Source organism: Bacillus thuringiensis (assembly GCF_001182785.1).
GTDB classification, from domain to species: Bacteria; Bacillota; Bacilli; order Bacillales; family Bacillaceae_G; genus Bacillus_A; species Bacillus_A thuringiensis_S.
This window is the reverse complement of the sequence record NZ_CP012099.1, coordinates 1,683,929-1,703,865: the sequence shown is the minus strand read 5'-3', so window position 1 is coordinate 1,703,865 and position 19,937 is coordinate 1,683,929. Positions and strand designations below refer to the sequence as shown.

Genomic DNA, 19,937 nt, shown 5'->3' with positions numbered 1-19,937 from the left:
CCCATCGTTTAACATAAAACGTAATCATTACGATTTAAAGGAGAGATCATTTCATGAAAAAAGTACCTATCACTGTATTAAGTGGTTTTTTAGGATCTGGAAAAACTACCTTACTACATCACATTTTGACTAATAAGAATAACTTAAAAGTAGCTGTCATCGTTAATGATATGAGCGAAGTAAACATTGATGCATCTCTTATAAAAAAGGGTGGTTTTTCACGTACGGAGGAAAAACTAGTAGAAATTCAAAATGGCTGTATTTGTTGTACACTACGAGAAGATTTAATGATAGAAGTGAATCGTCTTGTTGAAAATGGTGATATTGACTATATTATTATTGAATCTTCTGGTATAAGTGAGCCTATTCCAGTTGCTCAAACGTTTACTTATACAGACGAAGTTCTTAACATTGATTTAACGAAAAATTGTCGCCTCGATACGATGGTTACAGTTGTAGATGCAAATAGATTTTGGGATGATTTTGCAGACGGAGAAAGTTTATTAGACCGAAAACAAGCAATCGATGAGAATGATACCCGGGAAGTTATTGATTTATTAATAGATCAAATTGAGTTTGCAAACGTAATTATTCTTAATAAAATAGATTTGCTAGAAAAAGAAGATGTGATAGAGCTTCATCATTTACTAAAAAAATTAAATCCTAATGCAAAAATTCTTGAAGCTTCGTTTAGTAAAGTACCATTACAAGAAATTTTAAACACAAATCTATTTAATTATGAAGACGCTAGTCAATCGGCCGGCTGGATACAAGAATTAAATAGTGAACATCATACACCGGAAACGGAAGAATACGGTATCAATTCCTTTGTTTACCGTCGCAAATATCCTTTCCATCCCGAGCGCCTTATGAATTGGCTAGAAAAATGGCCTTTAGATGTTGTAAGAGCGAAAGGATTCTTCTGGCTTGCATCTCGTAATAATATGATAGGACTTCTATCTCAAGCAGGTTCCTCTATTACAATTCAAGGAGCCGGTGAATGGATAGCCGCATTACCTGAAACTGAAAGAAATCAAATGATTGTAGAAGAACCAGAAGTATTGAAAAACTGGGATAAACAATATGGAGATCGAATAACTGAGCTCGTATTTATCGGTATTGATATGAATCGTTCTGTGATTGAACAATCATTAGATGATTGTCTATTAACAGAAAAGGAAATGGAACAAAAGTGGAATACATTTATTGATCCTATTCCGGCTTTTACTTATACTTCATAACAATTAATAAAAGGCTTCAGTAGAATGAAGCCTTTTTACTTTATAGTACTCTTATTTAATAAGTTTGCTTTAATTATAAATACAACTGTACCTAAAACAATTAATATAGCATATACGATACCAACTACATCACCTATTTTTTCTAAGCCAAGCGGTAATATTATAGTAGCAACTCCAACTATATAAGAAAATGCTCCTGAAAGCTTCGCTAATTTATTTTTATCTCCAACAAACGTTTCTTCTTGATATCCTGCTAGCAAAAACAACCTCTTTTTCACATGTATTTGATACCCTAAAAAAATGATAAGTAACCCTACAAATAAACAAACTAAAAATCCTGCTAACATATCCTCCCCCCTCCTCTACAATATTTTACTATACATAAAAAAATTTTTAATTAGAAATTTCAGTTTATTAAAAAGTCATTCTGTGATATATTGCATATTGTATTCAATTTGTATTTTTAGAAAGGAGAATTTTAGATCATATGGATTCAAATCGATTAAAAGGAATTATAATGGTCATAATCGGTGCTTGTTTATGGGGCTTGTCTGGTACAGCTGCACAACAACTTTTTCAATATGACAATGTTTCAACAGAATGGTTAGTTACGATCCGTTTACTTATATCTGGAATTATTTTGCTCATGATTTCCTCATTCGGAACGAGACAAAAAGAGATATTTGGTATTTGGAAGCAAAAATCTGATGCTATTAAAATGATTTTGTTTGGTCTATTCGGTATGCTTGCTGTACAGTATACGTATTTCGCTTCAATTAAAGAAGGAAATGCTGCCGTGGCAACATTATTACAATATTTAGCTCCTATATTCATCACTGTATACTTGCTTTTCAAATGGAACGTTCGTCCATCAAAAATTGATTTCATTTCAATTACTCTTTCATTAGTAGGCACTTTTCTCTTACTAACAAACGGGTCTGTTCATAACTTGGCTGTTTCTACACCAGCTATTATTTGGGGTATTTTATCTGGATTATCTCTCGCTTTTTATAGTTTATATTCAAAGGAATTGTTAGAAAAATGGTCTTCCTCTGTTATCGTTGGATGGGGCATGATTATTGGGGGTATTGGTGTAACGATTGTGCACTTTATTTCTACAAACGAATTCATTTTATTATCAACTATGAAATATGTAAAAATAAGTACCCTACCGCTCATCACATTTGTCGTCATTTTCGGGACACTTATTGCCTTTTATTTATACTTAGACAGCATACGATACCTGACTCCGAAAGAAACAACATTATTTGGTTGCACAGAACCACTCGCAGCTATTATTTCTTCTGTACTTATATTGCACGTGCCATTTCAATCTTTTCAGTTATTAGGCGCTTTTTGTGTCATTGTAATGGTGCTCATCTTAAGCCAAAAGCCGGATGAAGGGAAACAAAAATTAAAGCTTGTTCATGCAAAAAAGGAAAATATACAATGAAAGGATTGAATTCACTATGCCTGTCCCTCAAAATTATAAAAAACCAGGAAGAATTTCAGCAAAATCACTCGTTTTAAATCAACTACAAAATTGGATTATTGAAGGTGTACTAAAGCCCAATGAAAAAATTAATGATGGGGAATTGGCTGAGGCACTAGGAGTAAGCAGAACACCTGTAAGGGAAGCACTTCAAATATTAGAACTTTCTGGATTAGTGGAAATGGTACCAGGGCAAAAAACGAAAATTTCTCCTATTAAGTTAGACGACGTATCTATCATTTATGAAACGATGGCTGGTCTTCACTCTATAATAGGAAAGCAAGCTCTTCAAAACATTACAGACGCTGATATTCAACTACTTTCTGAAATAAATAATCATTTTCAGCACTCTATAGAGAAAAAAAATGCAAAACAAGCTTTAGAATTAGATATACAATTCCACAATACAATTTCTTCTATTGCTAAAAACCAATATATTGAACCCTTTCTAGAAAATATGCAACTTCACGTTTTACGTCTTGAATATTTATTTTTCCAAAACTTTGTTCCAGCAAGTCAATCTATTGAAGAACATCACTCTATCATTCAAGCATTACAAAAGCAGGACGAAAAACAAATGGAACAAATAATGACTCAAAACTGGCTCCGTCCCATGAAAGAAATACAAAAAATAATTTCTACGAAATAAAAGGAGAGCTGGTTACACAAAATCGTAACCAGCTCTCCTTTTACTAATCTATATAGCTACGCCTGAATATTCGCATAATCTTCCATATCTTCGTACTCTTTTTCCAATTCCTCTAAAGACAGCTCGTATAATTGTCGGTCGCGAATCTTAAACACACCTGCTCCAATTAACTCATCAATTAAATGCCTCTTACGATTTTCAACAGCAAAACGGAGTTGACTACTCATCTTTTAAAAAACTCCTTTCTACGATCATTGAAAATGATAATCTTTATCAATTACCACTTTTGATTATAAAAGATGACTCTTTATAAGTAAAGTAATTTCATGAAATATTTACCTTGCAAAGTATTTGTGGCCACATTATATATATGTATGCCGTGCGAAAAATGTTATGACACTTTTTCTTATCCTTTTTCTTTCATACTTTGCAAGTTGTCTCATCATGATGAAATTCACCATCCATTTCTACTTGAATGGTGACATGTTCTACATGAAACTTCTCCTTTAATACATCCGTAGCCTCTTTTAATACACTTTGCGTTTCATTACCTTTAATAATCAAGTGGCAAGTTAATACTTGAAAATCCGATGTGACAGACCATATGTGCAAATCATGAACTTCTTTTACAATCGGAATATTTAATAATGTACTTTTTACCTCTTCAACATTTATGTGCTGTGGTGCACCTTCCATTAATATATGAACCGTATCACGTGTTACACGCCATCCACTAATAATGACTAAAATAGACACAAGAATACTAGCAATCGTATCTGCAGCAGTCCATCCGAAAAATTTAATAAGTAACGCAGCAATAATCGCTCCGACGGAACCCAATAGATCGCCTAGTACGTGTAAGAAAGCACTTCTTAAATTCAAATTACCTTTCACATCTCCGCCTCTCATTAATATCCAAGCTGATAAAATATTAATAAGCAGTCCAAGGACTGCAATAATGAGCATCCCATTACTAGCAATCTCAACTGGTTCTTTAAAACGACGGATTGCTTCAATAAAAATGTATACCGAAATGACAATAAGAACGACACCGTTACATAATGCTGCTAACATTTCGACTCGCTTATATCCATATGTTTTCACAGTTGTTGCTGTTTTTTCTCCGAGCTTAAACGCAAGTAAACTTAAAGCTAAAGATACTGCATCACTTAGCATATGCCCCGCGTCAGATAGTAGTGCTAAGCTATTTGTTACAAATCCACCAACAACTTCTGCAATCATAAAACTTGTTGTTAGTAGGAAGGCAATTAGTAACGCCTTTTTATTTTTTGAATGACCATAATCATGCGAATGTCCCATACTTATACTCCTTTAAGTACAATATCTGTATGTTAGTATGAAACAAACTCCCCCATCTTTATCCCGAATTGACCGATTGTAAACGCCCGCTTCCTCTGTATACACACTTCGCTACTTTTTAAACAATCCCTTTTTCTCAAATAAAACAAGACTACTTCTTTTTTATTTTCATATTGTTTACTAATGAAAGAATTTTTAAGGAGGTTACTTAAATGAAACGTTTATTTCTCTGTATGGAACGTGAACTTGTTGTAGTGAAAGAACAATATGATAACTATGAAACGACTTACCACTTACAAAATATGCAACCTACCTGTATCGCTGTTGATCCGCTCCACCCAAACCGTGTATATTGCGGAACATTTGGACGAGGTTTATGGTTAAGCGATGATGGTGGGGATTCTTGGCGACCAATTGGGGATTCCTATCGTTACTTTGATTTTCCTAAAGAAGATGGTATTTTGCACTCCTCTATCACTTCCATAACAATAAGCTCAAATGAACAAGTTAACGGATATGGGGTCGTTTATGTCGGCACAGAACCGAGCGCTTTATTTCGCTCTGAAAATGGTGGTGAAACGTGGACTGAACTTAAAAATATGAAATCATTATTATCTTCTTATACGTGGGCATTTCCGCCTAGACCTTTTACCCATCACGTACGCTGGATTACAGTTGACCCAAACAACCCTAATACAATACACGTTTCAATCGAAGCTGGTGCTGTTATTCAAAGTAATGATAAAGGACATACATGGATCGATAAAAAATTCGGTGCTCCTATCGATGCTCATCAATTACTTATGCACCCTGAAGCACCAAATCGCCTTTATGCATCATGTGGTGACGGATTTATGGGCGGACCTGATCGCGCATATCTTGAAAGTTATAACAATGGAAACAGCTGGATCTCATGCAGTGAAGGACTTGAACATCATTATTTATACAGCATGGCTATCGATCCAGCTGATTGCAATACGATTCTCGTTTCAGCTGCACCGAGTGCTGATCTCGCTCATCACCGTATCCCTTATGAATCTTATATTTATCGAAAAACGAAAGATACTCCTTTCCAGCAAGTACAACAAGGACTACCATCTGCAATCGGTACAGTCATTTCGATGTTTGCGACAAACAAGGCTGAACCACATACGTTTTACACGTTAAATAACAATGGCGTCTTTCAATCCAATGATAGCGGCGAATCGTGGGAACAACTAAATATTCCGTGGAAAGATGAATATAAAACGCAGCATCCGCATGCATTGCTCGTTACTAGTTCTTAACGAAAAAGAGACTGCCTAAATGATTTTAGGCAGTCTCTCTTTTATTTCTTTAAATCAATGACAATATCATCTAACACAATATCTTTACTCTTCGCTTCTTTTTTCGGCACTTCTATTTTCTTCTCTTTCCCATTCACATACTCTACTCCACCATGATTTTCAGGTGTATGTACTCGCAAGTGCACGCGAGGTGTAACGATAAGCTTTGTTGCATTTTCGTTTAGTTTTTGGAAGGTGGCACTCCAACTACTTTTATGTGGCTCTGCTACTGTACTACTTCCGCCATTTCCTTCACCAGTATAATGATTTCCTAAATCATCTTTTATTTCTAACTCAACATCTGCACTATCCCATATACTTCTTAACGCCTTAGATTCTTCTTGATTGTAAAAAACGATAAAGGACATCGGGGTTACTTCCATTTTGTTTATATTTACTTTTATTAATTCATTTTCAGAACTTCCTTTAAGTTTCACTTCTTTACTGTCCATCGCATTTAAAGAAAGCTCAAAATTCCAGTTCCCTTTAATTGATTGTGTTCCATCTACTGTTTCTATCTTATCTATCTCCCACTTGACATTTGCAGCATCCATTTTTATACCATCAACATCAGTTGCTGTACTCATACCTACGTATTTCTTGTCATCCACTTTTGTAATTTTAGAACTACCAGTCGTACCATTAAATCCGGCAATTTGTAAAAATTCTATTACATTTGGATTTTCTCCTAAATCCTTATCACTTTCAATAGAATATGTTATCGTTACAGTTCTTCCATTAAAAACAGCATCATTGAGTGTAATCTTAATCCCATTACTCTCTCTCGTCATATTCAACTCAGTCGAAAATTCTTTATAATTTTCATATAACCCTGTTCTACCATTATCTAAAAATCGGAATATGTCACCGACAATTGGCAATCCCCCCGCATATGTAGGAAATCCGATACCGAGTGTTGCAACTGATAATCCTACTAAAATAGATGCAGCAGCGACACCTTTTTTCCAACTTTTCATCTTTTTCTTCGTACGTATCGATTGTTTTACATTTCGTTTTACTTTTTCTTTTTCAATTTCAGAAGCCTCAATTTCTTCTAGTTCTTTTTCGTCTATATCAATATCATTTAATAGTTCATAAATGTCTTTCATATTGCACTACCTCCAAAACTAATATTCGTAGCATTTTGTTGTAGTTTCTTTTTCCCCCGGTACACTCGATTATCAATTGCTGCCCGAGTTAATCCTAACTTGTCACCTATTTCCTCTGTCTTCATACCAAGTAAATATTTCATAATGAACACCTTTTGATCTAGCGGTTCTAATTGATTAATGAGCTTCAATAATTCTTCCCTATCTTCCATAACGATTAATTCGTCTTCTGCTGATTTTTCTGTACTGATATAAAACTCATCTGAAATGATTTCTACTGTTTTAGTCGATTTTCGGTAATAATCAATTGCTTTAAACTTCGCAATCGCTGCAATCCACTTTTTAAAATCACTCGGCTCTCCATGAAATTTATTTGCGTTATTCCAAATGGAAAGAAATATATCGTTTATACATTCCTCTATGAGTCCATCATTTTGAATGGGAAGTAGAACTTTATGCGTGATCCCCTTTATGAGTGGTAAGTATGTATCGACAACAAATTCTAACGCGTCTTCTTTTTGCCGCTGTAATCTTTTTATAAAATTTTTCTCATTTGATTTCATGTAGCGATTCCCCTTATTGTTTTGTAAAAGCTTTTACACCCTATATAACGTCTGAGAAAATTTTTTCTCTCATCTTTTTTATTTTTTGTATGTAATGGAATACTTTCCCTTAGCCATTGTCTCACATAACTATGCGTTCAAAGAAAATTTTCTCAAGTCTGTAATTTAATTCATGTAGTACACTATTTATATAGTCATTTTTTAACTTGGTGTACATTTTATTTCATTAATCTACTATTTTAATTTAGGAGATGAGATATGTATGTGTGGAATTACAGGTTGGGTAGATTGGAAAGAAGACCTTTCAAATCAACATGTTATTTTAAAAAAGATGGCAAATAGTATCCAGCATCGTGGTCCGGATGCTGAAGGATTTTGGTTTTCACCTCATGCGGCCTTTGCACACCGGCGTTTAATTGTAATTGATCCAGAAGGCGGGACACAGCCGCAGACATTCCGTGCTGGTGATTATACGTATGCTCTTACTTATAATGGAGAAATTTATAATTTCCGTGAACTTAAAGAGCAGCTTCAAAAATGTGGGCATGCATTTGAAACCCATTCAGATACAGAAGTATTACTACATGCTTATTTAGAATGGAAAGAAGACTGCGTACGACATTTAAACGGAATTTTCGCTTTTGCCTTATGGGATGATCAGAAGCAACAATTGTTTTTAGCACGAGATCATTTAGGTGTAAAACCACTCTTTTTTACAGAAAGAAATGGCAGTATTATTTTCGGCTCTGAAATTAAAGCATTATTAGCGCATCCATCTGTCCCTGCTGAAATTGATGCGGATGGAATAAATGAAGTATTTGGATTAGGCTTATTTCGCACTCCAGGATGTGGCGTCTTTAAACATATTCAAGAAGTACGTGCTGGACATTCTATAACATTTACACGTCATAAAAAAGTAGTTACGAAGTATTGGAATTTAGAAAGTAAGTTCCATACAGACTCTATAGAAGATACATCTTCGCATATTTTATCTATTTTACAAGATACAGTAAAAAGACAATTAATTGCCGATGTTCCTCTCGTTTGTATGTTATCAGGCGGATTAGACTCTAGCGGTATTACTGCACTTGCGGGTAAAGAATTTGCTGCTGAAAATAAAACACTTCATACGTATTCTGTTGACTTTGTAAATAGCGCAAAAGATTTCGAACTGACATTTGCTCGCACTGGTTTAGATGCACCTTGGGTAAAACGCGTTTCTGAACATGTCGGGACAGCACATCATGATATTATTGTGAATGCTGAAGAATTAGCAAATCAATTATTCGTTCCCCTTCATGCAAAAGATTTACCGAGTGCTGGTGAAATGGAAACTTCACTATATTTACTATTTTGCGAAATGAAAAAAGATGCGACCGTAGCTTTATCCGGCGAATCGGCTGATGAAGTATTCGGTGGATATCCTTGGTTTCATCAAGAAGAACTACTATATGTAGATAAGTTTCCTTGGCTAACAAATTGGAAAAATACATCTCCTCTTCTACTAAATGAAGTAAGTAACCAATGTAATCTAGAAGACTATATTGATACACGATTCCAAGAGGCGATACTTGAAGTACCTACTCTTGAAGGCGAAAGTAAAAAATCCGCGAAACAACGTCAAATGTTTTATTTATTTTTAACACGATTCCTTCCTTTCTTACTTGACCGTAAAGATCGCATGAGTATGGCTGTTGGATTTGAAGTTCGTGTACCGTTTTGTGATTATAGATTAGTTGAATATTTATGGAATGTTCCTTTCAACATAAAAAGTATTGATAATATTGAAAAAGGCATTTTACGTAGAGCACTACAACCAGCTTTACCTGACGATGTACGCAATAGAAGAAAAAGCGCTTATCCAACTTCACAAGATCCACTCTACTTACAAACAATCCGTAATTTAACACTTGATATGTGTAACAATAAAAACAATCCTATTTTCTCACTTATTAACCATTCCATCTTACTTTCAATTGCTGATCAAAGTAATAAAGAAATTAACAATTTTGAGGCAAGAAGTGCCATGGAGTATATGCTACAAGTAAATGAATGGTTGAAAACATATCACATCCATATTGCTTAACAAAAAGGAGTTCAAGGATAAAAACCTTGAACTCCTTTTATATTAATTAGCACATTGTTTATTATCAGTATCAATAGACCATCCAATAATCGTGGCACAGTCTCTACCTTTCCACTGCAGTACATTTGTTAATACGGGCTCAATCTGCAAGCTATTTCCGTCGTGCAATATTTCTACTAAAGATTGATCATCATCAAACCTTCGTTTGTCACACTCTAAAATACCGTCCGTTGCCATTACAATGTGATTCATTCCTTTTTCTAATCCTCTTACACCTGACGTAAAGCAAGGTGTATTTGCTGCAAAAATATTTTTCCTGCCAATATATTCGTAATTCTTCCGTTTATTTAATCGTCCTTTTCCATTTTTCGTTTTCTCAGAATGGAATAAATACGCGAAACAATCACCAACTGATAACCAATATAAAAATTCGCCTTTTCGTAAACAAATTAAGCAAGCGAGTTCCTCATCATCTTGATCACACTTTTTAATAAATAACTCATCTGTAAATAACGCTAATAAGTACATATGTGTATGATGGAAAGCTAAATGTATTGGATATGAGAATAACTCTTTTAGTTTTTCTTTTCTTTCCGAAATCGCTTCTATTATATAATCTATATTTTTTGTTTTGTGATGTGTATCAAAAATCATAACAAATTCAAATTGTAATTCAGGATCCCACCAAGCCAGCACCGCATCTCCTCGTTCATATGCATCACTCTCTTGATTTCCCCCATATACGCCGACTGAAAGAGGACCACATTTTTCAACATGTATTTCATCTACATACATCTGTTCATGACTAATCCATTTGAATGTATTCACAGCTATCATCCTCTCTCTTGCTAAATGTATACCTTTACACATAGATTACCTTATATTTCAATAAAAATAAACTTTTTCAACATTTTTTATCCAAATAAAAGGATTTTATTTCTAAAAGAACGAATATATCTTACTATACGATATAAAAAGGGGATTTATTATTATGAACAACATTAATCAACATTGGGAGAGCATTTATTATCACTTACGATACGAATACGAGGACAACCTTTCCCACCAAGCAATTCGTATTTTACAAATCGTTTCTCGTGAGAAAGATATAACAATTGGAAAAGTCGCTACTGAGCTTAGTCTTTCTCATAACACAGCGTCTGAACACATAAAGCGCCTTATTCAAAAGGGCTTCATCATTAAAGAGCGAAATAAAAAAGATGAAAGAGTTGTAAACCTTACATTAACAATTGAAGGAATTGAAGTATTAGAAAAACATACTTTACTAGATAAAGAAAAGATAAAAATATTAGAATCACAGTTATCAAAAGAAGAACAACAATTAATTGAAAAAGCATTTTCGTTATTAGCGAAGGAGGCAAAATATGCATTTCCTCGTTAAAGTAATCGTTTCGGCACTTATTATCGGCATTATCACTGAAGTCGCTAAACATTACAGTACGATAGGTGGCTTTATTGCTGCCCTTCCTCTCGTGAGTTTACTTAGTCTATTTTGGATTTCATTCGAAGGCGGGAATAAACAAGAATTGAGTCAATTTGCTTTAGGGGTATTATATGGATTCCCCGCATCAGCACTACTATTATTTATCGTCTATATTGGTTTGAAAAATTCATTTACACTTAGTACATCTGTCCTACTCGGTATAGGTGTTTGGTGTATCGTTTTTGCTTGTCAAAAATTATTTCAAGCTTAGGAGGAATTAACATTCATAAATTTGTAGAAATAATGGGGCAAAATATAGAAGTACATATAAAAGGAAGTGGTAAACAAACTGTAGTCATTCAAACCGGAATGAGTTGCTCATTTTATGATTGGTTTCCTATTATAGAAAAGCTTTCAGAGCACTTTACAGTCGTTTCATACCATCGCCCAGGTTACGGAAAAAGTGATTTAGGCAATCAGCCGCGTACAATAAGGCAAGTTACAAAAGAGCTATATATATTAATAAACAAACTAACTATTCAAGAACCACTTATTCTAATCGGTCATTCCTATGGAGGATTATGTGCACAACATTTTGCGATGTTACATGAAGATAAGCTGCAAGCACTTATTTTAGTTGATTCTACTTCGATGAACTTAAACCGTTTAGATGAACTTCATTTACCAATTTCTGATCAAACTGATTCTGATGATGTTTGGTTTCAAAAATATAATATATATTCCAAAATGGATGTAGACACACTTTATAATGAACTAAAACCTGTGCTCACCGATCAATCAAAACAGCAAATTGAATTCTCTACCTCGTCTTCATTATATAAAGCGACAGCTTCTGAACTATCGGAGTGGAAAAACTGTGCTCTCTCACTAAAAGAGCTATGTAAAACATTAGAAATACCATTAATCGTTATCGGTAGAGATCCTCAATATTCTATTACTCAATTGACTAATGGCGGCATGCCAAAAGTGGAAGCAACACAACTTGAAGCAATGTGGCAAGAACTAATTCACGAACAATTACACCTCTCAACTAACAACCAATATATTCTTGCCGAACATGCTAGTCACGGTATAGAAAATGATCGACCAGATATTATTATTGAGGCAATTCATTTCTTACAAATAAAAAAAGGAAGCAACTAAAGCTGCTTCCTTACTTATCTATTCATAATCTTCTTCATCATCGATTTCTTCGTAATATGAACTTCCATTACTTACATATATAGGGCCATTCGCAACATCAATACGTAGTACCCACGCCCATGGCACAGCTAAACGTTTATGTATCGCTCGCCAAAAGCTCATTGATTTTCTTTCGTACTCCTGGAACTCCTGAAGTAACTCTTTGTAGGAGGAACCGTCTAACTGAATATTTGCTTCTAACAAACGAGAATGGGCATAGTACTGTAACTCTAGTTCAGCAGCAATTTCCATTTCTTCTTCCGTTGCCATACCAATAATTGTTCCATCTTCTGGTGCAATTTCATATACGTTTTGAACTTCAATAAGCCCTTCTTTCTCTTTCTCAAACATGTAAACAGCCTCCTTTAACATATATTTTTTATGTTACAAAGTCATACTTCTACAATAACTTCTCTCTTTCCTCTTTTTTTGATAAACTTTTACAAAATATTTAACCGATGACCTGTTTTCTCTATTCTTTCAGCAGAAATGAAACGATTTTTATCAAATTTTAATTGATACACATCAGGCATATGAAGTGTTTTCCAAAACTCAAAGTCATATTTCGAATTAAAATAATTCATAAGTAATACCATAATATTTCCATGCGTACCTATTACAATATTCTTACCTTCATATTGTTTTAATATATTTTGCATACATATTACAGCGCGCCTTTGTGCGACATCATTCGATTCTCCGCCTTCGTATGCAAAACTCCAATCTTCCCACACATTCTGCATAGCATCATTAAAATTTGATACCGGCTCTGTGCTCAATAATCTTTCACGCAAATCTTCTTCTGTTTGTATTGATAATTTATATGTATGCGCAATTCCTTGTACAGTTTGGATTGCTCTTTTATACGGGCTAGAAATCACAACATCAATATGTTTATCTTTTAATAAGCGTGTTACATTCTCTGCATCTAAGTACCCTTTTTCAGATAAAGGTCGCTCCCGTTCTTCTTTTGTATAGGTAGAATGGGCATGGCGAACGAAATATATTGTTGTCATTTTTCAACCTCCTTTCTTATTTTCAATTTATATTCAATAACAAGATTGGAAAATCCTGTATTAAAAAAGAGCACTTTGCATTGAACTGCACCCCAATTGTTAGACACAGTCTAACAATTGGAGGTGCAGTTTTTCTATGGCTAAATTTACAGCTGATGAAAAAATACAAATCGTTCTACGTTATTTGAACGGAAATGAAAGTTATCGAGAACTGGGTAGATCGCTCGGTATAAGTGACACAATCATTTTGAATTGGGTAAACCAATATAAACAGAATGGTCTGGAAGCTTTTCTAAAACGATGTACAAATTACACACAACAATTTAAACTAGACGTACTAAACTTTATGATTGAAAACGGTATGTCCTTATTTGAGACGGCAGCTATCTTTAATATTCCTGCCCCTTCAACGATTTCTGTTTGGAAAAAACAGCTCGAAACACAAGGAATTGATGCCCTTCAATCTAAGAAAAAGGGGCGTCCATCCATGAAAAAAGATTCAAATAAACAATTAAAACAACCTTTAGCTGAAGGGTCAGTCGAAGCACTTGAAGCACGCATTAAACAGCTTGAGATGGAAAATGAGTACTTAAAAAAGTTAAATGCCTTAGTTCAAAACAAGGAAAAATCACAAAACAAGACAAAGCGCAAGTAGTCTATGAATTAAGGCATAAATATTCGGTCAAAGCACTCGTGGAGCTAGCTACTATTCCTCGAAGCACGTATTATGATTTAGTAAAGAAAATGAATCGTCCAGATGTAGATGCCGATTTGAAAGCTGAGATTAAAGCGATTTATGAGGAAAATGAAGGTCGTTATGGTTACCGTCGCATTCGTGATGAATTAACGAATCGTGGCCAGAAAGTGAACCACAAGAAGGTTCAGCGCATTATGAAAGAGCTTGGGTTAAAGTGTGTTGTGCGTATGAAGAAATATAAATCCTATAAAGGAAAAGTCGGTAGAATTGCACCTAATATTTTAGAGCGTAATTTTCATACAGATGCACCGAATCAAAAGTGGGTAACAGACATCACAGAGTTTAAATTGTTTGGAGAAAAACTGTATGTATCACCTGTATTAGATTTGTATAATGGTGAAATTATTACCTATACAATTGGTTCTAGACCGACGTATTCGCTTGTTTCAGACATGTTAGAGAAAGCATTGGAACGTTTACCCGAAACCCACCAGCTACTGATGCATTCGGATCAAGGATGGCATTATCAAATGAGACAGTACGTCCGGACACTTGAATCAAGAGCTATCGTCCAGAGTATGTCTCGAAAAGGAAACTGTTACGACAACGCAGTAATAGAAAATTTCTTTGGGATTATGAAGTCGGAGTTCCTCTACATAAAAGAATTTGAAAATGTAGAGCACTTTAAAATAGAATTAGAAAAATATATAGATTATTATAATACGAAACGGATTAAGGCAAAATTAAAAATGAGCCCGGTACAATACCGGACTCACTTTTATCAAGCTGCCTAATGAAATAACCGTGTCTAACTTTTAGGGGTCACTTCATAAAATTATTTCATTATAATTTATTTCTGAATTCCTCACTTATGGCAATATCTCGAATAAAGTAATCCATATTACTTAGAAGTTTTTCAAATGCTTTTTCACTCAAATTGTTCATCATAAAGACAATCTCAATCTTATTCCCTTTTTTATCAGTACCATAGAAACTATTTGTTAATACAAATGCCGTAGAACCACCTTTCTGTCCAGCAAATTCGAACATACCCTCTCCTACGGTTCCTTTAAATATATTCTCAATCTCACCTTGCATTTGTGGTGTAAAATAATTTCTGCTATTTATCTTTTCCAGTAAACTCATGTAATCCTTCGCATTTGCACCTATAAACCGATCTGACCAAATACGCTGAAAGTCCATATCGGCTTTTAACGATATCTCGCGTTTTGTCCATTCTTTCTCGTCTTTCATCCATTCATGTATTTGCCATACATGCTTAACATATTCATCATTAGACATATTACGTAGCTTGTCCAATGCTTTATTTTGAGGAATATGCAGTTCTTTTTCAACATAGCCCCTCATATATAATGCCCCTGTATACGTTGGATAAAATTCATCGTGACTATTTAAGCCTAACTCTTTCAAACTTTCATTTATCCGCGCTGCTCCAAGCTTGTCCAATAAATATGATGTATTCGCATTCGAACTATAATGGATCATTCCTTTCACTACTTCTTCTAAAGAAGTTTGACCACCCTTCACTAACTCTTTAACTTTTACATCATCTAGCCATGCAGGGTGTGCACCACCATCAGTATTTTTCACATAGTATTTTTCTAATTCTTTCAATGAAATTTGCTCGTCTTTTCTTATTTTCCCTTCAGCTACTTGCTTAGCATATTCAATTGCTATAACGATTTTCGACATACTTGCTAGCGGTAGTTTTTCTTTTTCATTTATTGATGTCAATGTTTCACCATTTCTTTTAACAATTAAAGAAGTTGTTTTATCATCCTTATGTTCTTTTATGTAATTTAGCACATAATTAGAGTCTTCTTTAGAATTGACATATTCCTTCACTGAAAAGAAAGCTATACAGCCTACTATAGTAATTCCAGCTATAATTCCAACAACTTTTAATCCCCTCATGATACTCCCCCTAAAATAAACATATTATATATTATACTAAATAAATTTCCCTTTTTAAGTAATAATTAGATTATTTATACAAAAACACTTCTTTTCTTAAACAACAAAAAAACATGCCTTCATTAGGAAAGCATGTTTTGTGATATTCTTCACATTGTTTAGTTGAAAAATTTTACTTACCATGATGTAACATTAAATCACTAAGTTCTTCTTCAATGTGATTTAATTTCGCAACGCCTTCTTTCCATTTATGAATATAACGTGAGACCCCAACGAAAAACAAAACAATAATTGTGGAAAGAATAATACCATATACGATTGCTACAGTACTCATAGTTACACTTCCTTATAATTAGTAATGTGGTTATTAGTTATATTTTTATTATAAACCTTTTTCTTTTAAAATACTTCAATTTCAACTTTTTGTAACAAAATTGATTTTTCTAACATTTCGTTCGTAAAAATGGCATATTTTTCACAAATTATACAAAACTTCACCATATGTACTATTACCATATGAGTTATATTATTAAATAGAATAAAGGGGATGATATACTATGACGACTTGGTTTATTGTGATGTTAGTTGTATTTGGAGCATTTAAAATTATCGTTTCTAGCCTTCCTAACACTGTTATTGAATCCATTATTAGCAAGTACGAAACACATCCACAACTTGACGAAGAGAATGTGACTATTACAATTCACGGAAATAACGTAGAAGGCGAAAAGAAATCAAAAATTATTCATGATTTTAACGAAGGTTTATTTTTAGATCGCTATTATGCACCACCCCATAATGAAGGCACTCCTTTAATTATCAATGCAAAACGTGGTAAAAAAGATTTCACATTTTATATTTACAGTCATGAAGAGCATGTTGATGTTGTAAAACAATATAAAAAGAAGGTAGTTGCTTATAGTTTACGCTCTAAAAATCTTCAAAACAGTGATATGTTCGTATCAGCTGATTTGTATAGTGATAATAAAGTTATTGAATTTTGACTAAAAAAGATAAGAGCCTTACTACATTCTATATGCAGCAAGGCTCTTTAAAGTTGTTTCAAATTATATCCATCTGCTTATGTAATGCTTAAAAAATGAATAATAAAGTTGTTTACTTCTTATTAAACTAACGCCCCCGTTAGTTTAAGTGTAACTCTTCACAATTATTTGATATTATATAGATAAATAGAAATATAAATCAGAATTTAGTTTATAGTTATAAAAATAAGTTATTTATACCCTTATAATTCTTCAGAAAGGAGAGTGTATGAAAAAGACTATTGTTTTTGTATTAACGATATTTATATTATTCTCAGGATTCGCAACACAAAGTTATGCGTTGTCAGATTCGAAATCTGTGGCAATACAAGCATTGCTAGATGATGCCTGTCGTACGTCAGGTGTGCCTGGAATGTCACTCTCAATACTTGCTGATGGTGAAGTGTTCTACTTTTCTTCTGGGTATGCAGATCTTGAAAAGGGACTGTCTGCAAGTGAAAATACACTCTATGAGTTGGCCTCGGTGAGTAAAGCTTTTACTGGTATGGGGATTTTGCTATTGGAAGAGCAAGGGCTGCTATCAATGACTGACCCTATCCAAAAATATTTACCTTGGTTTACGTTAAAGTATCAAGGTAAACCTGTTGATATGCAAAACCTTACACTAAATAACTTTCTTCACCATACCAGCGGCCTAACAAATATTAGACATCTTCAAAATATTCCACAAGGTAATACGCCTGATATGTTGCAAAAGACCGTGGAAACGCTGGTAGATGCAGAATTAGCGTTCTCTCCCGGTGAACAATATAACTATGGAACCGTTAATTATGACGTATTGGGTTTGGTTATTGAGATTGTATCACGACAAAGCTATGAAGACTTTATGAAGGAGCAGGTATTTATACCCTTAGGTCTTCACCAGACGTATGTTTATAAAGAAGATGCTCAAGCCACTGGACAGTTAGCACAGGGCTACCGTTCTTCCTTTTTTATAACAACTCCATTTAACGCTCCGGATTATGCTGGGAATAAACCTGCCGGCTATATCATTTCTAATACAAAAGATATGGCGCGTTGGATGGGCATACAGATGGGTATTGTGCAGGACATACCCGAAATATTTCACAGGGCTATCGAAAAATCACATAGGGGTGATATGTCTGTTTCGGCTGTCAATGATATGTATTATGCGGCAGGTTGGTCGGTAAACGCCGAACAAACGTTTATAGAACACACTGGGGGTAATCCAAATTTTAGTACCGAAGTAGCCATACTGCCAAATGAAAGAACAGCCATCTGCTTACTGAGCAACGGCGCAAATACCAATATAAACCTGGTACTAAAAGTTAAAAATATATTAAACGGCAATCTAACTCAGTCATATGAGATAAGCGGCACACAGCTTTTGGACATCATTTTGTCGTCTACCACAATTATTCTTTGCCTATTAGCCGTTCTGTTATTTTTCTTAGGATTAAGAAAAAGGAAAACGAATGAGCAGCAGCCAATGACAAAAAAGAGAACAATCGTAACAATTATTTTCCTAATCGCTACGATTGCCCAGTGTATAATGTTTTTTGCCCTCGATTGGTCAACGATACTTATTTGGCAAACATATAGTGTTCTTACAGCTTTAATTTCGTCAACATTATTAACAGCAAGCATTACTTGGTTTGTATATACTCACCGATTAGATGCCTCGGTCCGAAAATAAGTATAATGTTAAGTAAATAAATCCTAATTTATCGATATTTTTAATTTAAAAAACAGAAGACACCTCGGTGTCTTCTTTAATGTCATCGACACTTCTCCTAGTTAAACCCACTTGCTATTTCTTCCACTAACCTGCCTCGTTAGTAGAAGAAGGATTTTTAAACAACTATATTATTTTTTAAATGACTTTATTGTAAATTAAACAACTTTATTATCTCTGTACATGATTTAGCTTAATACTCATATATAAAAAGGAATCCACGAAATATGGATTCCTTTTTTCTCATTTACTGAAAAATAAGCTCTGTCTTTAAACTATCTTTCGGTAACAACCAGTCTTTTTTCTCTAAACTCCCCATTAATAATTCCCTTTGTTTTGTCGCAATACTTTCTTCATTTGTTTTAAATGACACTTCTATTACGAAGTCATCTTCTAATTTTCCGGTATTACTTAATGGCCAAATTTCAATATTTGCTTTTATGTTTTCAAACTCTCCTATATATCGTTTCATTAATACAGGACCGTAAATACGGGAATTCTTTAACATCTCTTCTCCCCAATTTGTATACAACCATTTGTTCATTTTCCCTGGTAACTTTTCTATTAACATGTTTTGAGCAGCTTGTTCATTTGGTAAATCAAGTACCCCATATCCTTTAGCACTGTAGCTTTTCTTATTTGAAATGCTTAATGTTTTCTTCTCAAATCCCCAATCTATTTCCGCCTCATAACTATCCGTATTACTATCGAATCCTTCTTTTTTAGCTACTTCTAGTGCATCTTGAATTACACCATTTTGAATAGGGTATCTTTTTTTATATGTTAGTTCAAAATCTTTACTAAATTCTTTTTTTCGAATTCTAGCAAACCAACCTTCATCACTTAAACTTTTATTCGCAGTATCTAAAAATTGCACTTGTATTCTTTCATATTTTGTACCAACCTGGAAATGTTCTAGCACCTCTTGCTTCATCTCTTTGTTATAACCTAATACTTGTTCTGGCTTCAATAATAACTTCACTTCAAAACTAGGTTTCATTGGACTAGCAGTAAACCCTTCCTTAACGTTATAAAGGAAACAACAAAAGAAAATGCTTACGAATACAAATACTTTTTTCATATACCTATCCCCTTTA

Annotated in this window: 23 protein-coding genes; 11 read left to right on the top strand and 12 right to left on the bottom strand. The window is 34.0% G+C overall.

Annotation, left to right across the window (positions count from 1 at the left end):
• The first annotated feature begins 53 nt into the window (after positions 1–53).
• Positions 54–1,241, top strand: coding sequence for a GTP-binding protein (locus tag AC241_RS09005; protein WP_050843209.1), 1,188 nt, complete (start codon positions 54–56; stop codon positions 1,239–1,241).
• Between the two features lie 35 nt (positions 1,242–1,276).
• On the opposite strand, the gene AC241_RS09000 is transcribed toward AC241_RS09005, so the two are convergent.
• Positions 1,277–1,588 (bottom strand): DUF3784 domain-containing protein, encoded by a 312-nt coding sequence (locus tag AC241_RS09000; RefSeq protein ID WP_050843207.1) that lies wholly within the window; start codon positions 1,586–1,588, stop codon positions 1,277–1,279.
• A gap of 140 nt (positions 1,589–1,728) precedes the next feature.
• Here AC241_RS09000 and AC241_RS08995 point away from each other — a divergent pair, with 140 nt between their 5' ends.
• Together AC241_RS08995 and AC241_RS08990 are read left to right on the top strand one after the other, a co-directional pair.
• Positions 1,729–2,694 (top strand): DMT family transporter, encoded by a 966-nt coding sequence (locus AC241_RS08995; RefSeq protein WP_016082141.1) that lies wholly within the window; start codon positions 1,729–1,731, stop codon positions 2,692–2,694.
• 16 nt (positions 2,695–2,710) lie between these two features.
• Positions 2,711–3,382: a GntR family transcriptional regulator gene (locus AC241_RS08990; protein WP_050844820.1), complete on the top strand. Its 672-nt coding sequence runs from the start codon at positions 2,711–2,713 to the stop codon at positions 3,380–3,382.
• Between the two features lie 56 nt (positions 3,383–3,438).
• On the opposite strand, the gene fbpA is transcribed toward AC241_RS08990, so the two are convergent.
• Both fbpA and AC241_RS08980 read right to left on the bottom strand, forming a co-directional pair.
• On the bottom strand, positions 3,439–3,609 hold the full coding sequence (fbpA, locus tag AC241_RS08985) for a Fur-regulated basic protein FbpA (RefSeq protein ID WP_000098302.1): 171 nt from the start codon (positions 3,607–3,609) through the stop codon (positions 3,439–3,441).
• A gap of 193 nt (positions 3,610–3,802) precedes the next feature.
• Positions 3,803–4,702, bottom strand: a complete 900-nt coding sequence (locus tag AC241_RS08980; RefSeq protein ID WP_050843205.1) for a cation diffusion facilitator family transporter — start codon at positions 4,700–4,702, stop codon at positions 3,803–3,805.
• Positions 4,703–4,914: 212 nt separating this feature from the next.
• On the opposite strand from AC241_RS08980, the gene AC241_RS08975 reads away from it, so the two are divergent.
• Positions 4,915–5,988 carry a WD40/YVTN/BNR-like repeat-containing protein gene (locus tag AC241_RS08975; protein WP_029441936.1) on the top strand — a complete coding sequence of 358 codons (1,074 nt, stop codon included), beginning with the start codon at positions 4,915–4,917 and terminating at the stop codon, positions 5,986–5,988.
• A gap of 41 nt (positions 5,989–6,029) precedes the next feature.
• Here AC241_RS08975 and AC241_RS08970 read toward each other — a convergent pair whose 3' ends face one another.
• Both AC241_RS08970 and AC241_RS08965 read right to left on the bottom strand, forming a co-directional pair.
• A complete protein-coding gene (locus AC241_RS08970; RefSeq protein WP_048565283.1) occupies positions 6,030–7,136 on the bottom strand; it encodes a DUF4179 domain-containing protein in 1,107 nt (368 codons plus the stop codon).
• Positions 7,133–7,699, bottom strand: coding sequence for a sigma-70 family RNA polymerase sigma factor (locus tag AC241_RS08965; RefSeq protein ID WP_016122244.1), 567 nt, complete (start codon positions 7,697–7,699; stop codon positions 7,133–7,135). The genes AC241_RS08970 and AC241_RS08965 overlap by 4 nt, the downstream gene beginning before the upstream one ends.
• A gap of 262 nt (positions 7,700–7,961) precedes the next feature.
• On the opposite strand from AC241_RS08965, the gene asnB reads away from it, so the two are divergent.
• The gene (gene asnB, locus AC241_RS08960) at positions 7,962–9,785 is read left to right on the top strand and encodes an asparagine synthase (glutamine-hydrolyzing) (RefSeq protein WP_029441934.1); all 1,824 of its coding nucleotides are present in this window, start codon (positions 7,962–7,964) and stop codon (positions 9,783–9,785) included.
• 42 nt (positions 9,786–9,827) lie between these two features.
• On the opposite strand, the gene AC241_RS08955 is transcribed toward asnB, so the two are convergent.
• The gene (locus AC241_RS08955) at positions 9,828–10,655 is read right to left on the bottom strand and encodes a PP2C family serine/threonine-protein phosphatase (protein WP_002040904.1); all 828 of its coding nucleotides are present in this window, start codon (positions 10,653–10,655) and stop codon (positions 9,828–9,830) included.
• 121 nt (positions 10,656–10,776) lie between these two features.
• Between AC241_RS08955 and AC241_RS08950 the strand changes: the two genes are divergently transcribed.
• From AC241_RS08950 to AC241_RS08940, 3 genes are read left to right on the top strand one after another with little or no spacing between them, the layout of a single operon-like run.
• Entirely contained in the window at positions 10,777–11,187 is a 411-nt protein-coding gene (locus AC241_RS08950; RefSeq protein ID WP_016082148.1) for a MarR family winged helix-turn-helix transcriptional regulator, read from the top strand.
• Positions 11,171–11,500: a DUF3147 family protein gene (locus AC241_RS08945; RefSeq protein WP_000545616.1), complete on the top strand. Its 330-nt coding sequence runs from the start codon at positions 11,171–11,173 to the stop codon at positions 11,498–11,500. Before AC241_RS08950 ends, AC241_RS08945 begins: the two co-directional genes overlap by 17 nt.
• Positions 11,461–12,393 (top strand): alpha/beta fold hydrolase, encoded by a 933-nt coding sequence (locus tag AC241_RS08940; protein WP_155417055.1) that lies wholly within the window; start codon positions 11,461–11,463, stop codon positions 12,391–12,393. The genes AC241_RS08945 and AC241_RS08940 overlap by 40 nt, the downstream gene beginning before the upstream one ends.
• A gap of 18 nt (positions 12,394–12,411) precedes the next feature.
• Here AC241_RS08940 and AC241_RS08935 read toward each other — a convergent pair whose 3' ends face one another.
• Together AC241_RS08935 and AC241_RS08930 are read right to left on the bottom strand one after the other, a co-directional pair.
• Positions 12,412–12,783: a hypothetical protein gene (locus tag AC241_RS08935; protein WP_000461779.1), complete on the bottom strand. Its 372-nt coding sequence runs from the start codon at positions 12,781–12,783 to the stop codon at positions 12,412–12,414.
• A gap of 89 nt (positions 12,784–12,872) precedes the next feature.
• On the bottom strand, positions 12,873–13,448 hold the full coding sequence (locus tag AC241_RS08930) for a histidine phosphatase family protein (RefSeq protein ID WP_050843203.1): 576 nt from the start codon (positions 13,446–13,448) through the stop codon (positions 12,873–12,875).
• 136 nt (positions 13,449–13,584) lie between these two features.
• Between AC241_RS08930 and AC241_RS32765 the strand changes: the two genes are divergently transcribed.
• Positions 13,585–14,939, top strand: a protein-coding gene (locus AC241_RS32765) for an IS3 family transposase (protein ID WP_098630116.1) whose coding sequence is annotated in 2 segments (ribosomal slippage) — positions 13,585–14,038 and positions 14,038–14,939 — 1,356 coding nt in all. Because the reading frame shifts where the segments join, the coding sequence is not laid out codon by codon here.
• 49 nt (positions 14,940–14,988) lie between these two features.
• Here the strand turns inward: AC241_RS32765 and AC241_RS08915 are convergent.
• The 3 genes from AC241_RS08915 to AC241_RS32760 all read right to left on the bottom strand — a co-directional run bounded on the left by AC241_RS08915 (position 14,989) and on the right by AC241_RS32760 (position 16,596).
• Positions 14,989–16,080 (bottom strand): serine hydrolase, encoded by a 1,092-nt coding sequence (locus AC241_RS08915; protein WP_001214676.1) that lies wholly within the window; start codon positions 16,078–16,080, stop codon positions 14,989–14,991.
• Between the two features lie 172 nt (positions 16,081–16,252).
• Complete coding sequence (locus AC241_RS08910) at positions 16,253–16,414, bottom strand: hypothetical protein (RefSeq protein WP_000108701.1); 162 nt, start codon at positions 16,412–16,414, stop codon at positions 16,253–16,255.
• A gap of 65 nt (positions 16,415–16,479) precedes the next feature.
• Positions 16,480–16,596 (bottom strand): hypothetical protein, encoded by a 117-nt coding sequence (locus AC241_RS32760; protein WP_001987133.1) that lies wholly within the window; start codon positions 16,594–16,596, stop codon positions 16,480–16,482.
• A 41-nt stretch (positions 16,597–16,637) separates the two neighbouring features.
• On the opposite strand from AC241_RS32760, the gene AC241_RS08905 reads away from it, so the two are divergent.
• Both AC241_RS08905 and AC241_RS08900 read left to right on the top strand, forming a co-directional pair.
• Positions 16,638–17,084, top strand: coding sequence for a YfmQ family protein (locus AC241_RS08905; RefSeq protein WP_029441929.1), 447 nt, complete (start codon positions 16,638–16,640; stop codon positions 17,082–17,084).
• A gap of 268 nt (positions 17,085–17,352) precedes the next feature.
• Entirely contained in the window at positions 17,353–18,801 is a 1,449-nt protein-coding gene (locus tag AC241_RS08900) for a serine hydrolase domain-containing protein (RefSeq protein WP_048565278.1), read from the top strand.
• Between the two features lie 286 nt (positions 18,802–19,087).
• Here the strand turns inward: AC241_RS08900 and AC241_RS08895 are convergent, their stop codons facing one another.
• A complete protein-coding gene (locus AC241_RS08895; protein WP_050843201.1) occupies positions 19,088–19,921 on the bottom strand; it encodes a hypothetical protein in 834 nt (277 codons plus the stop codon).
• Positions 19,922–19,937: the final 16 nt, after the last annotated feature.

Bases quoted from the DNA above. Each gene is read 5' to 3' on its own strand.
- AC241_RS09005 (WP_050843209.1), top strand. From the start codon at position 54: ATGAAAAAAGTACCTATCACTGTATTAAGTGGTTTTTTAGGATCTGGA.
- AC241_RS09000 (WP_050843207.1), bottom strand. From the start codon at position 1,588: ATGTTAGCAGGATTTTTAGTTTGTTTATTTGTAGGGTTACTTATCATT.
- AC241_RS08995 (WP_016082141.1), top strand. From the start codon at position 1,729: ATGGATTCAAATCGATTAAAAGGAATTATAATGGTCATAATCGGTGCT.
- AC241_RS08990 (WP_050844820.1), top strand. From the start codon at position 2,711: ATGCCTGTCCCTCAAAATTATAAAAAACCAGGAAGAATTTCAGCAAAA.
- fbpA (WP_000098302.1), bottom strand. From the start codon at position 3,609: ATGAGTAGTCAACTCCGTTTTGCTGTTGAAAATCGTAAGAGGCATTTA.
- AC241_RS08980 (WP_050843205.1), bottom strand. From the start codon at position 4,702: ATGGGACATTCGCATGATTATGGTCATTCAAAAAATAAAAAGGCGTTA.
- AC241_RS08975 (WP_029441936.1), top strand. From the start codon at position 4,915: ATGAAACGTTTATTTCTCTGTATGGAACGTGAACTTGTTGTAGTGAAA.
- AC241_RS08970 (WP_048565283.1), bottom strand. From the start codon at position 7,136: ATGAAAGACATTTATGAACTATTAAATGATATTGATATAGACGAAAAA.
- AC241_RS08965 (WP_016122244.1), bottom strand. From the start codon at position 7,699: ATGAAATCAAATGAGAAAAATTTTATAAAAAGATTACAGCGGCAAAAA.
- asnB (WP_029441934.1), top strand. From the start codon at position 7,962: ATGTGTGGAATTACAGGTTGGGTAGATTGGAAAGAAGACCTTTCAAAT.
- AC241_RS08955 (WP_002040904.1), bottom strand. From the start codon at position 10,655: ATGTGTAAAGGTATACATTTAGCAAGAGAGAGGATGATAGCTGTGAAT.
- AC241_RS08950 (WP_016082148.1), top strand. From the start codon at position 10,777: ATGAACAACATTAATCAACATTGGGAGAGCATTTATTATCACTTACGA.
- AC241_RS08945 (WP_000545616.1), top strand. From the start codon at position 11,171: ATGCATTTCCTCGTTAAAGTAATCGTTTCGGCACTTATTATCGGCATT.
- AC241_RS08935 (WP_000461779.1), bottom strand. From the start codon at position 12,783: ATGTTTGAGAAAGAGAAAGAAGGGCTTATTGAAGTTCAAAACGTATAT.
- AC241_RS08930 (WP_050843203.1), bottom strand. From the start codon at position 13,448: ATGACAACAATATATTTCGTTCGCCATGCCCATTCTACCTATACAAAA.
- AC241_RS08915 (WP_001214676.1), bottom strand. From the start codon at position 16,080: ATGAGGGGATTAAAAGTTGTTGGAATTATAGCTGGAATTACTATAGTA.
- AC241_RS08910 (WP_000108701.1), bottom strand. From the start codon at position 16,414: ATGAGTACTGTAGCAATCGTATATGGTATTATTCTTTCCACAATTATT.
- AC241_RS32760 (WP_001987133.1), bottom strand. From the start codon at position 16,596: ATGGTAATAGTACATATGGTGAAGTTTTGTATAATTTGTGAAAAATAT.
- AC241_RS08905 (WP_029441929.1), top strand. From the start codon at position 16,638: ATGACGACTTGGTTTATTGTGATGTTAGTTGTATTTGGAGCATTTAAA.
- AC241_RS08900 (WP_048565278.1), top strand. From the start codon at position 17,353: ATGAAAAAGACTATTGTTTTTGTATTAACGATATTTATATTATTCTCA.
- AC241_RS08895 (WP_050843201.1), bottom strand. From the start codon at position 19,921: ATGAAAAAAGTATTTGTATTCGTAAGCATTTTCTTTTGTTGTTTCCTT.